This window comes from Mesorhizobium sp. P2_B11 (assembly GCF_056404855.1).
Window position 1 is genome coordinate 475160 of the sequence record NZ_JBFUDF010000004.1, and the last position, 12474, is coordinate 487633.

Sequence of the window (12474 nt, forward strand, 5' to 3'; positions counted from 1 at the left end):
GACCCGCTCGGCAAAAATTCATGCCGATTTCAGCACGTTCTGTCAACAGGAACGACGTTCTACTAGACAGAACAATGGATATGCGGCACAATCCTGCCGATCGGCCTGTGCCCGAGCGAGTAAACTGGAATGAAACCGTCCCTGAGATGACCGAAGCGCGATCCCAGCCGTTGCCGGCCGATGGCGTTGCCGCGCTCGATCGCGCGATCGCCATTCTCGACGCTTTCGCCACCGCCGACCGCTCGCTCAGCCTGGCCGAAATCGCGGCGCGGACCGGGCTCTACAAGAGCACCATTTTGCGGCTGGCGAACTCGTTGCTGCGCGGTCAGTTGCTCGAGCGGCTCGACGATGGCCGCTACCGCATCGGGCCAGCGACCTTCCGGCTTGGCGCGCTCTATCAGCGCTCGGTGGTGGCGGTCGACATCCTGTTGCCGATCATGCGCGATCTCGCCGAGCGCAGCTGGGAAAGCGTGGCCTTCTATGTCCGCTCGGGCGACGCCCGCACCTGCCTCTACCGCGTCGAATCCAAACATCCGATCCGCTACACCATCCGGGAAGGTGACCTGCTGCCCCTGCTCGCCGGTTCCGGCGGCCGTGTACTCGCTGCCTTTTCTGGCCAGCAGGGCGAACCTTACGAGACCATCCGCGAAACCTGCCACTATCTGTCGATCGGCGACCGTGACCCCGAGACCGCGGGCGTGTCGGCGCCGGTGTTCGGGCCCGGACACATTTTGCTCGGCGCCTTGACGCTCGCCGGCCCGTCGACGCGTGTCGACGCAGCGTTCCTGCGGCGCATGACGCCGACCCTTCTGGAAGCGGCGGCCCGAGCCACGCGTGCCTTCGGCGAGGACGCGTCAGCCCTTGAGCGTGCAGGCGTGCAAGCAGGCAACCTCACCTAGCGCAATCGGGCCCCGCAACGCGATCAAACCTGCGGTCACGCAGTGTTTCCACCCGCCCTTGCAGGTCCTCGACCGCGAATGTATTCTCCTGGCGTACTCGAATACAATGCAGCTTTTGCGAAAGATTGCGCGCCTGACGCCGCGTAAGCACGTTTTACAGAAATCGGGCCAATCCGGAAGCAAATAGCCTAAGAATTTATTGGCTGTTAATGCCGGTAGGCTAGTCAAACAAGCGTCGCCGGATATGGTGACATGGGGAGAGGGTCGGCCGACCGGCATCTGGGCGGCAGGCAATTCGTGAGGAGCCATGGCTATTCCCATGGAAGCTTGATGAGGCTGTCACCAACCGACACCAGCCCCCGTCTTCTCGGGCTGGTCTGGCCGTTCATCCTCGTGGTTCTTGTCCAGGCCCTGGTTGCCAGCGGCAGCCTTTACACGCTCTCGGCGGTGCGCGCCTATGTCGGCGGCGAAAGCCACTGGTCCAAGGGACAGAAGCAGGCCATCTACTTTCTCAGTCTCTATGCCGAAACCGGCAAGGAAGAATTCTTCAACGAGTATCGCGGCGCCATCGCCGTTCCGCTCGCCGATCGTTCGGCTCGACTTGCCCTCGAGCAACCCGAACCCGACATCGCTGCTGCCCGCGCCGGCTTCCTGCAAGGCGGCAACCACCCTGACGATCTCTCAGGATTGATCTGGCTGTTCCAGAACTTCCGGAAGGTGAGCTATCTCGACATTGCCATCCAGCACTGGAGGGCCGCCGACCGCATGATCCTTGAAATCGATCGGCTCGGAACCACGATCCACCAGGGATTTGCGGAAGGTGCCGTTTCGGCTGCGCAAATCAGCATCTGGAAAGCGCAGATCCATCAACTCAACCATCTGATCGGTCCCCTTTCCAAGGCCTTCTCCGACAGCCTCGGTGAGGGATCCCGCTTCATCAAGATGGCGCTGACGCTCGCCAATCTGGTTACCGCTGCCTTGCTCATCCTGCTCGCCGTGTGGCGCACCCGCAAACTGCTGGCGCAGCGCCGGGCTTTCCAATCCGCCCTCAACGCCGAACGCGAGCGCGCCCAGATCACCCTCGCCTCGATCGGCCAGGCTGTCATCAGCACGCAAGCGGACGGACTGGTGGACTACATGAATCCCGTCGCCGAGCGGCTGCTGGCACACCCGCTCCACACCGCCAGAGGCAAGCCGATAGCCTCGCTGTTCCGCTTGCTGGACAAGGACACCGGTGTCGAGGAACTTGGGTTGGCGGAACGCCTGGTGGCTGGCGAGCCGCGCCGCCCCAACGTGCGCCCGCAACTGCTGCAGCGTGCGGACGGCTCGGTCATCCCCGTGGCGCTGACCGGCGCGCCACTGCTAATTTCCGGCCATGTGGTTGGCGCAGTGCTGGTTTTCCACGACATGACGCGCGAGCAGGACTACATTGAGCGGCTCTCCTGGCAGGCCTCGCATGACGCGCTGACCGGGCTTGCCAACCGCCACGACTTCGAAAGCCGGCTGGAGTTGGAAATCGCCGAGTTGCGTCACAAGCCCCGCCAGCACACGCTGATGTACCTGGATCTCGATCAGTTCAAGCTTGTCAACGATACGTGTGGTCATGCCGCCGGCGATCAGTTGCTGCGGCAGATTTCCGTTCTCCTCGGCAATGCGCTGCGGCCTGGTGACATGCTGGCGCGGCTGGGTGGCGACGAGTTCGGCGTTCTGCTGTTCGATTGCAGCCCGGATCTCGCCGTCGACATCGCCGAACGCCTGCGTGCAACGGTGCAGGACCTGCATTTCACCTGGGAAGCCAGGCCTTTCAACAGCAGCGTCAGTATCGGCGTGGTTCAGATCACCAATGCCGAAATCACCATTGAAGAGACCCTGCGGGCTGCGGATGTCGCCTGTTACATGGCCAAGGAAAAAGGCCGCAACCGGGTTCAGCTGCACAGCGACAGCGATGCCGCCTTGCGCGAACGGTTCGGCGAGATGGCCTGGGTTCAGCGCCTGCATGCCGCGCTGGAAGAAAACCGCTTCACGCTTCATGCCCAGGAGATCTGGCCGCTCAACGAGGTCGCCGCCGAAGCCGGCGCACATATCGAGATCCTGCTGCGGCTGACCGACGAGGACGGTCTCGTCGTCTCGCCCGCCAGCTTCATTCCGGCCGCCGAGCGCTATGGGCTGATGCCGTCGATCGACCGTTGGGTCGTGCGCAACACCTTCGGCGTCCTGGCGGCGCGCCTCGCCGATCCGTCAGCCTCTCCCATCACAACCTGTGCCATCAATCTTTCCGGCGCAAGCTTCGGTGACGAGACCTTCCTCGGCTTCCTGCGCGAGCAGTTTCTTGCCTATGGCATTCCGCCGAAAATGATCTGTCTGGAAATCACCGAGACCAGCGCCATCGCCGATCTCGCCAATGCCATGCGCTTCATTGCCGATCTGCGCGGCTTGGGTTGCCGCTTCGCCCTCGACGACTTCGGCTCCGGCATGTCGTCCTTCGCCTACCTGAAGCACCTGCCCGTCGACTATCTGAAAATCGACGGCAGCTTCGTCAAGGACATGCTGGAGGATAGGATCGACCGCGCCATGGTCGAGATGATCCATCATATCGGCAAGGTGATGGGCAAGCGCACCATCGCCGAATTCGTCGAAAGCGAAGGCATCGTCGCGGCGCTGAAGGAAATCGGCGTCGACCACGCCCAGGGCTACGCGATCGCCCGGCCGCAACCTTTCGATGCGTCGACGAGGTTGCTGAACCCGGGTGCAGCACCGTCCGGTCGAGATGACGATCTGTGGAGCGACCTTGCGCGCAAGCTGCGCAAGGCTGGATGACCACAGAAACCGGCTTCCTCAGTTCGCCTTGACCAGCACCACGCGGCGGTTCTTGGCGCGGCCGGTTTCGTCGTCATTGCTGGCGACAGGCGCCATCATGCCGGCGCCGGCGGCAGTCAGCCGCCCGCCGTCTATGCCGTATTTCGAGACAAGGGCGGCCTTCACCGACTGGGCGCGGCGCGACGACAGGTCGATGTTGTAGTCGAAGGCGCCCTGATTGTCGGTGTGGCCGACGACGATCACCGCCATGCCGGGTTCGTTGGTCAACAGCGTCGAGATCTCCTTCAGCGTCGGTTCCGATTCCGCCTTGATGTCGGCCTTGTCGGTGTCGAAGAAGATGCCGTAGAGCGAGATCGATCCGGTGGCCGACAGCGAATCCGCCATCTTGGCGGCTTCGACCACCACCATCTTCTTGTCGCGCGCCTTGGGCTCCAGCACCTGGACGACGGCGATGGTGCGGCCGTTGAGTTCCTTGCAGTATTGCTCATCGATCATCGAATAGGCCTGCACGGTGACATAGGCGTCGCCGCCATCCTGCGGCACCTTGGCGGCGAAGAAGCGCTGGTCGTTGATGCCCGAGGTCAGGGCACAGGCGCCATTGGAAAACGCCGCGTCCTTGATGTCGCTTTCATGGAAGAAATACATCATCAGGCTCATGTCGCCGCCGCCGCCGCTCGACGACCGGTCGGCAGCACCGCCGCACTCTTCCTTCTTGCATTCAAACAGCACTTCGCCGCCGGCGGCCTCGACCACATCCTGATAGTTGCGCAGCACTTCGAGCGGCGAGCGCTCGGCCGGCAGCACATAGGCGATGCGGGTGAGCGCGCCCTCGACCTCGGCCTTCTTGTCCGGCGCATAGATGCGATTGTTCATCGTATCGCGCGCCTCCGCATCGGCACTGGGCTTCAGCGGCGACAGCGGGACAGTGAAATCGGTGTAGGCGAATTTTTCGTAGGAGACGATGAACGACCCCTCATAGCGCTTGGCCAGATGATTGTCGGCGGCACCCTCTAGGTCGGCGGTCGGCACAGTCGCATCGGCGCCAGCCAGCCGCACCGCTGCAAACAGCAGCAGCCCCGCCCAGAAAAACTTTGCAACTATCGCATTGATCGTACGCATGGTGAGCCTCCCCCAAGAGCAATTCCAGGAATCAAGAGCAATTCCAGGAAAAGCATGAGCGGCTTTCCCACCGGAATTGCGTCGCTGGATCAGGATGGCAATTTTTCCAGAACGAGGCAATTGCGTCGATGAAGTGCTTCACACCCGCCGTTCGAGCAGGATCGTCGGCCCATCGTGATAGGTGGTTTCCAGCACTTTGATGTAGCCGCACTTTGCCGCGACATTCAGCGAGCCGGTGTTTTCCGGATCGATGATGCAGACGGTCTTTGCGCCGGCAAAGGTTTCGTCGCCCCAGGCCAGCGCTCGCCTGACGATTTCGCTGGCAAAACCCTTGCCATGCGCGTGCGGCGCCAGCGCCCAACCCGCCTCCGGTATGCCTTCGAGCGACGGCTGGATGTCGCGCTTCAGATCGTGAAAACCGGCCTCGCCTATGAAGCGGCCGCTGGCCTTGTCCTCGACCGCCCAAAAGCCGTAGCCGAGCAGCGACCACAGGCCGGCGTGCCTGAGGAAACGCATCCAGCTTTCCTCGCGCGTCCGCGGCTTGCCGCTGATGAAGCGGGTGGTGACGGGATCGGCCCACATGACGGCGTAGTCGTCGAAATCATCGATCCGGTGCGCCCGCATGATGGTCCGCTCCGTTTCGAGGATCGGAACGCCGGCTGCTTTTGGACTACCCATGAAAACTCTGCCTCCGTTGACGTGGCAGCGCTTAGCAAACCCGCGCGCCCGGACAAGGGCCAGGCCGTATCATCGTACGGCCAGGGAAACTATCTCGATCAAACCAAAAGCTGGCTGTCAGGATGTGGCGTCAATGACACTGATGAATGGACCAGAAGCAGCCCGCCTCTGGGAATTCTGCCGAACGATGCTACCTTCCGCAACCGGTCCGGCAAGGGCCGGTCTCGATACCGCCAATGGCAGGAGAACACCATGGACACCACCGATCTTGTGCTTGCCATTTTCCATCATCTTCTGGTGTTCTCGCTGGCCGGCATCATCGGCGCCGAATTTGTCCTGATCCGCGGCGATCTGTCCGCCGCCACGCTCAAGCGGCTTGCCAACATCGACCGCCACTATGGCGTCCTCGCCACGCTGATCATCATCATCGGCATCGGCCGCGTCATCTACGGCCTGAAGGGCTGGGAGTTCTACATCTACAACTGGGTGTTCTGGGCGAAGATGGTGGCGTTCGGCATCGTCGGCCTGCTGTCGATCGTGCCCACCATCCGCTTCATCTCCTGGAACCGGCAGGCCAGCGCCAGTCCTGGCTTCCAGGTGCCGGCGGCCGAACTCGCCTCGGTGAAGACCTATGTGCGCGCCGAAGCGTTCATCTTCCTGCTGATCCCGATCTTCGCGGCGGCGATGGCGCGCGGCTACGGTTATTGAAGCAACGCCGACACGAAACCCCACCTCCGCCGGGCATACGCCCCACTGATCGCCATGGCTGCGAACGACTGTATTTAACAGTTTGCGTCAGGCGACAATCTGTTAGCTTGCTTTTGTTGCACCATCGCTGCCTGACCTGCACAGCGATCGGAAATTGATATCCTGGGAGGAGAATTACGATGAGGAAATTTGTTGCCGCCCTGGCCGCCGCGGCCGTCACACTCTATTCGTTCACCGCCAGCGCTCAGACCTATCCCGAACGCACCATTACCGTCGTGGTGCCGTTTGCGGCCGGCGGCCCGACCGACACGGTCACGCGCCTTGTCGCCGAGGCCATGTCGAAGGATCTCGGCCAGCAGATCATCGTCGAGAATGTCGGCGGCGCCGGCGGCACGCTGGGCGCCGGCCGCGTCGCCAACGCCGACCCGGACGGCTACACGCTGCTCCTCCACCACATCGGCATGGCGACAAGCGCCACGCTCTACAGGAAGCTCGCCTACGACACGCTGAACGCTTTCGAATATGTCGGCCTCGTCACCGAGGTGCCGATGGCCATCGTCGCCCGCAAGGACCTCGAGCCGACAGACCTGAAAGGGCTGGTGGAATACGCCAAGGTCAACAAGGACTCCATCACCGTCGCCAATGCCGGCATCGGTGCTGCCTCGCATCTGTGCGGGATGCTGTTCATGAGCGCCATCGGCACGCCGCTGGTCACCGTGCCCTACAAGGGCACCGGCCCGGCCATGACCGACCTTCTCGGCGGCCAGGTCGATATCATGTGCGACCAGACGACAAACACCACCAAGCAGATCCAGGGCGGCACGATCAAGGCCTATGCCGTCACCACGCCGGAACGCCTCGATGTCATGAAGGACGTGCCGACGACCATCGAAGGTGGCCTGCCCGCAGTGCAGGTCGGCATCTGGCACGGCCTCTATGCGCCCAAGGGCACGCCGGCCGCAGTCACCGAGCGCCTGTCGAAGTCGCTCCAGGTCGCGTTGAAGGACCCGAACGTCGTCGCCCGCTTCGCCGAACTCGGCACCAAGCCGTCATCCGAAGCCGACGCGACGCCGGCGGCGCTGAAGGCCAAGCTGGAAGGCGAGATCACGCGCTGGAAGCCGATCATCGAAGCCGCCGGGCAATACGCCGACTGAGGGCTTGAACGGGGCGCGACCAGTGCCCCGTTTTCGCTTCGACCCGTTTCCATTCGCAACGGCAGGGCCCGGGGGCCTGGGAGGACCGTCATGAAACCTTTCGCTATCGACAGGACAAACGGCCTGTGCGCCGCGCTGTTCATCTTTTTCGGCGCCTTTTTCGCCATACAATCGCTAGGCCTCGAAATCGGCACCGCCTTCCGCATGGGACCGGGCTATTTCCCGCTGGTGCTGGCGGTCGTGCTGATCGTGCTTGGCGCCATCATCCTCGTTCAGGCGGTGCGCATCGAAGGCGAGCCAATCGGCCCCATCGCCTGGCGCGGYATGCTGTTCATCCTGCCTGCGCCGATCTTCTTCGGCCTGACGGTGCGCGGCCTCGGCTTCGTTCCGTCGATCTTCCTGACGGCGCTGATCGCCTCTTTCGCCAGCGCCCGCATGAAGCCGCTGACGGCACTTCTTCTGTCGGCAGGCCTGACGCTGTTTTCGGTGCTGGTCTTCAGCTACGCGCTCGGGCTGCCGTTCCAGCGCTTCGGCCCCTGGCTGCCCCAATGGCCGGCAATTCTGAGGTAATGAGATGGACCTCCTCAGAAACCTCGAACTCGGCTTCTCGACGGCGACAACGCCGGCAAATCTCGGGTTCTGCCTGATCGGCGTTCTGCTCGGCACGCTGATCGGCGTGCTGCCCGGCATCGGCGCCACGGCAACCATCGCCATGCTGTTGCCGATCACTTTCCAGATCGGCGACCCGGTCTCCTCGCTCATCATGCTTGCCGGCATTTACTACGGCGCCCAGTATGGCGGCTCGACCACCGCCATTCTGATCAACATGCCGGGCGAATCCTCCTCGGCCGTCACCGCGATCGACGGCTATCAGATGGCCCGCAACGGCCGCGCCGGGGCAGCGCTCGCCATCGCCGCAATCGGCTCGTTCTTCGCCGGCACGGTGTCGACCTTCCTGGTCGCTGTCTTCGCCCCGCCGCTGACCGCAATCGCCCTGCAATTCGGCGCGGCGGAGTATTTTTCGCTGATGATCGTCGGCCTCGTCTCGTCCATCGCGCTCGCCCATGGCTCGATCGTCAAGGCACTGGCGATGGTCGTGCTCGGTCTGCTGCTCGGCATTGTCGGCACCGACATCTACACCGGCACGCCGCGCTTCACGCTCGGCATCCGCGAATATGCCGACGGGCTGAACTTCGTCGCGGTGGCGGTCGGTGTCTTCGGTGTCGCCGAGATCCTGCGCAACCTCGAAAACGAGCACGAGCGCTCGGTGCTGATCAAAAAGGTCTCCGGCCTGATGCCGACCCGCGACGACTTCAAGGCGATGGCGGCACCCATCGTGCGCGGCACCATTATCGGTTCGGCGCTCGGCATCCTGCCCGGCGGCGGCGCGGTGCTTGCCGCCTTCGCCTCCTACACCGTCGAAAAGCGTGTCTCGAAACACCCGGAGGAGTTCGGCAAGGGCGCCATCGCCGGCGTCGCCGGACCGGAGTCGGCCAACAATGCCGGCGCCCAGACCTCCTTCATTCCGATGCTGACGCTGGGCATTCCGGCCAACCCGGTCATGGCGCTGATGATCGGCGCCATGATCATCCAGGGCATCGTGCCCGGTCCCAATGTCGCCACCGAACAACCGGCACTGTTCTGGGGCATCATCGCCTCGATGTGGATCGGCAATCTGATGCTGATCGTGCTCAACCTGCCGCTGATCGGGCTTTGGGTGAAGCTGTTGACGATCCCCTATTATGTGCTCTTCCCGATCATCATGGCGTTCTGCTCGATCGGCGTTTACAGCGTCAACACCAACGCCTTCGATCTCTATGCCGTCGCCTTCTTCGGCCTGCTCGGCTACGTCCTGACCAAGCTGCGCTGCGAACCCGCACCGCTGCTGCTCGGCTTCGTTCTGGGACCGCTGCTGGAGGAAAACCTGCGCCGCGCCATGATCCTGTCGCGTGGCGATCCGAGCACCTTCGTGGAGCGACCGATCAGCGCCGGCCTGCTGCTCGTGGCACTCGCCGTGCTCGTCGTTGTCTTCCTGCCCTCGGTCAAGAAGAAGCGCGAAGAGGTGTTCGTGGATGAGAACTAGGAAGTAGCTGCGCCAGGCAATGAAAATAGTTCAGGACCGCTGTCGTTGTTCGGCAAGCTCATTCGTCTTCATGTCAGGGGGCGGAAGAAATTCGCCCAGGCAAGGACATGGAGACGATGACGATCACGATCACAGCCTTTGAACGATCGCCGGATGGCGGCAAGGGACTGGCGCGCGATACACGCGTTCGCTGGGCGCTCGAAGAGGTGGGGCAGCCCTATGAGGTTCGTCTCGTTTCCTTCGCAAAGATGAAGGCGCCCGACCATCTGGCCATCCATCCCTTCGGCCAGATCCCCACCTATGAGGACGGTTCCCTCTCGCTGTTCGAGACCGGCTCGATCGTCTTTCATCTTGCCGAACAGCATGCGGGCCTGCTGCCCAGGGATCGCGACGCGCGAGCGCGTGCGATCACGTGGATGTTTGCCGCCCTCAACACCGTCGAGCCACCGATCCTCGACCTGACGACGGCAAGAATATTCGAAGCCGACAAGCCTTGGAGCGAGGCGCGCTTGCCGCTGGTAAAAGACCGTGTTCGCGCTCGGCTGGACCCGCTCTCGGCACACTTGGGCGCCGCCGACTGGCTCGATGGTGCGTTCAGCGCCGGCGATTTGTTGATGGTATCCGTGCTGTTGCGCCTGAGAATGTCCGGCATTCTGGACGAATATCAAAACCTGGCAGCCTATGTCGCGCGCGGGGAAGCCCGGCCCGCTTATGTCAGGGCGTTCGCCGCGCAATTTGCGATCAACGCCGCATCAACCAGCTGAAAATCACCACACGCTTGGGACCAAGGTCCTCGCTATGGCGCTTGCTCGCCAACGGGGACGGGCGCCGAGATTTCCACCAGCGGCGCCGGCACATCGGTGGTCTTCTCCGCCGCCTTGCAGGTATCGGCGATGACGCAGGCCAGGCAGTCCGGCTTGCGCGCCTTGCAAACATAGCGGCCATGCAGGATCAGCCAGTGGTGCGCGTGGCGCATATACTCGTCCGGGATGATCCGCAGCAGCCCTTGCTCGACCTGTTCCGGCGTCTTGCCCGGCGCCAGACCGAGCCGGTTGCCGATGCGGAAAATGTGGGTGTCGACCGCCATCGTATGCTGGCCGAACGCCATGTTGAGCACGACATTGGCGGTCTTGCGCCCGACGCCCGGCAGCTTGACCAGTTCATCGCGCTCGCCGGGCACCTCGCCGCCATAGTCGCGGATCAGCGCCTCCGACAGCGCAATCACGTTCTTGGCCTTGTTGCGCCAAAGCCCGATGGTTTTGATGTACTCGCCGACCCTGGCCTCGCCAAGCGCCAGCATCTTGTGCGGCGTGTCGGCGATCTTGAACAGCGCCCGCGTCGCCTTGTTGACGCCGGCATCGGTCGCCTGCGCCGACAGCACCACCGCCACCAGCAGCGTGAAGGCGTTGACATGCTCGAGCTCGCCCTTCGGCTCGGGCCGCTGCACCGAAAACCGCCGAAAAATCTCGTGCACTTCGGCGGCGCTGTAGAGCGAGCGGGCGCGTGCCGGCCGCGGCCGCGGCTTGGCGTTGGAGCCATCGCGCCGCCCGGGCGGTAGTTCACTTTTGGGCAGGGAAGAATCTTTGGACTTGGGGCTCGCCATTTCCCTCCTATAGTATCCCGCCATGAGCGACACAAACGCCTCGTTTCAGGCTGACGAGCCATTCTTCCACGCATTGCTGACCCCACACCGGTCGCTGGGCAGGACGGGCTTCCTGATCCTGATGGGCGCGCTGCTGTTCGGCTGGGTGGTCACGGGCGCATTTTTTCTGTCGCGCGGCGCCTGGCCGGTGTTCGGCTTCTTCGGGCTCGACGTGATTGCCGTCTACATCGCCTTCCGCGTCAACTACCGCGCCGCCCGCGCCCGCGAGGAAGTGTCGGTGTCGCGCACCAGCCTCGACATCCGCAAGACCGCGCCCTCGGGCAAGTCGGAAGCGCATCGCTTCAACCCGTTCTGGGCGCGCTTTTCCGTCGCCCGCCATGCCGAGATCGGCATCACCAGGATGGCGGTGGAAGCACAAGGGCAGAATGTGCCGATCGGGTCTTTCCTGGATCCAGAATCCCGCGAAAGTTTTGCCACTGCCTTTTCGCGTGCGCTGACAAAAGCCAGGACGCGCTAGAGCCTGCGTTAGAACCGGAAGCGCAGGATCCTGCCGACCTTGCGTAGCGCGGGAATGTGTCTCCATAGCCCGATGAACAGTCGCGCGGACCAGCCCATGTGAGTGGTGCGTTCGGCGCTGTAGGCCGAGATGTCATCGACAAAGCGCAGCTTCGGGACGGCGCGCTCCAGTTCGTGCGGGTCGTCGATCGCCCAGTGAACCTCGGCGCCGGTCGCCCTGATGGTTGGGTTGAGGCGCAGCAGCTTCAGGCCGAAACGGCTGTAGGCGTCGAACATCAGCTCGCCGCTGGCAAGATGTGCGACGAGGCGTGCCAACAGCCGTGGCCCTTCCTCTGCCGGGAGATAGGGCGTCAGCCCCTCCATCACCACGACGGCCGGGCGGTTGCGCGGCACCTCAGCCAGCCAGTCCGGTTCGGTGACCGATGACGCCACGAGATGATAATTGTCCCGGGACGGGTAGAGCTTGCGCCTGAGTTCGATGACGTCGGGAAAATCGACATCGAACCACTCGACGCCTTCCGGCGGATCGACGCGGAAGATGCGTGTGTCGAGCCCGCAGCCGAGATGCAGCACGATGGCGCCGGGATTTCTGGCGAGAAAATCCTGGACGCGGACGTCGTACGTTTTCGCCCGGATCGCCAGGCCAATGCCGAGATTGCTGTCGACCTTGAGCCGCGAGAAATCATAGTCGATCGCGCGCACCGCCTCATCGGCGAAACGGTCCTTGAGCAGCGAATGCGGCAGCCGGCTCTCCAGCGCCTTGCCGTAGAGCGTCATCAGCAAGGTCTCCCTTGCCCCGCTCAGGTTTACCTTTTCGCCGGCCATCGGCATCTCCTGCTTGGCAATCCTGTGTCTATCTGGGAACGGTCGGCGACAAGGCAAGTTTCGGGTGGTTGC

The 12474-nt window shown here is 63.1% G+C and carries 12 protein-coding genes; 8 read left to right on the forward strand and 4 right to left on the reverse strand.

All coding sequences use genetic code 11. The features are described from left to right. The first annotated feature begins 146 nt into the window (after positions 1–146). Complete coding sequence (locus AC1DYJ_RS15920; RefSeq protein ID WP_477287749.1) at positions 147–899, forward strand: IclR family transcriptional regulator; 753 nt, start codon at positions 147–149, stop codon at positions 897–899. 330 nt (positions 900–1229) lie between these two features. Next, positions 1230–3716, forward strand: a complete 2487-nt coding sequence (locus AC1DYJ_RS15925; RefSeq protein WP_477287747.1) for an EAL domain-containing protein — start codon at positions 1230–1232, stop codon at positions 3714–3716. Positions 3717–3734: 18 nt separating this feature from the next. On the opposite strand, the gene AC1DYJ_RS15930 is transcribed toward AC1DYJ_RS15925, so the two are convergent. Continuing rightward, a complete protein-coding gene (locus tag AC1DYJ_RS15930; RefSeq protein WP_477287745.1) occupies positions 3735–4835 on the reverse strand; it encodes an OmpA family protein in 1101 nt (366 codons plus the stop codon). Positions 4836–4973: 138 nt separating this feature from the next. Further along, positions 4974–5513: a GNAT family N-acetyltransferase gene (locus AC1DYJ_RS15935; RefSeq protein ID WP_477287743.1), complete on the reverse strand. Its 540-nt coding sequence runs from the start codon at positions 5511–5513 to the stop codon at positions 4974–4976. A gap of 252 nt (positions 5514–5765) precedes the next feature. On the opposite strand from AC1DYJ_RS15935, the gene AC1DYJ_RS15940 reads away from it, so the two are divergent. The 5 genes from AC1DYJ_RS15940 to AC1DYJ_RS15960 all read left to right on the forward strand — a co-directional run bounded on the left by AC1DYJ_RS15940 (position 5766) and on the right by AC1DYJ_RS15960 (position 10222). Next, on the forward strand, positions 5766–6221 hold the full coding sequence (locus AC1DYJ_RS15940; protein ID WP_477287741.1) for a DUF2214 family protein: 456 nt from the start codon (positions 5766–5768) through the stop codon (positions 6219–6221). A gap of 179 nt (positions 6222–6400) precedes the next feature. Next, positions 6401–7375 carry a tripartite tricarboxylate transporter substrate-binding protein gene (locus AC1DYJ_RS15945; RefSeq protein WP_477287739.1) on the forward strand — a complete coding sequence of 325 codons (975 nt, stop codon included), beginning with the start codon at positions 6401–6403 and terminating at the stop codon, positions 7373–7375. Positions 7376–7465: 90 nt separating this feature from the next. Next, positions 7466–7945 carry a tripartite tricarboxylate transporter TctB family protein gene (locus AC1DYJ_RS15950; RefSeq protein ID WP_477287737.1) on the forward strand — a complete coding sequence of 160 codons (480 nt, stop codon included), beginning with the start codon at positions 7466–7468 and terminating at the stop codon, positions 7943–7945. Positions 7946–7949: 4 nt separating this feature from the next. Beyond that, the gene (locus AC1DYJ_RS15955; protein ID WP_477287735.1) at positions 7950–9458 is read left to right on the forward strand and encodes a tripartite tricarboxylate transporter permease; all 1509 of its coding nucleotides are present in this window, start codon (positions 7950–7952) and stop codon (positions 9456–9458) included. Between the two features lie 116 nt (positions 9459–9574). Continuing rightward, positions 9575–10222: a glutathione S-transferase family protein gene (locus AC1DYJ_RS15960; RefSeq protein ID WP_477287732.1), complete on the forward strand. Its 648-nt coding sequence runs from the start codon at positions 9575–9577 to the stop codon at positions 10220–10222. Positions 10223–10254: 32 nt separating this feature from the next. Here AC1DYJ_RS15960 and nth read toward each other — a convergent pair whose 3' ends face one another. Further along, positions 10255–11061, reverse strand: a complete 807-nt coding sequence (nth, locus tag AC1DYJ_RS15965; RefSeq protein WP_477287730.1) for an endonuclease III — start codon at positions 11059–11061, stop codon at positions 10255–10257. A 22-nt stretch (positions 11062–11083) separates the two neighbouring features. On the opposite strand from nth, the gene AC1DYJ_RS15970 reads away from it, so the two are divergent. Continuing rightward, complete coding sequence (locus tag AC1DYJ_RS15970) at positions 11084–11578, forward strand: DUF2244 domain-containing protein (RefSeq protein ID WP_477287728.1); 495 nt, start codon at positions 11084–11086, stop codon at positions 11576–11578. Positions 11579–11586: 8 nt separating this feature from the next. Here AC1DYJ_RS15970 and AC1DYJ_RS15975 read toward each other — a convergent pair whose 3' ends face one another. After that, positions 11587–12402 (reverse strand): class I SAM-dependent methyltransferase, encoded by an 816-nt coding sequence (locus AC1DYJ_RS15975; RefSeq protein ID WP_477287726.1) that lies wholly within the window; start codon positions 12400–12402, stop codon positions 11587–11589. Positions 12403–12474 lie beyond the last annotated feature (72 nt).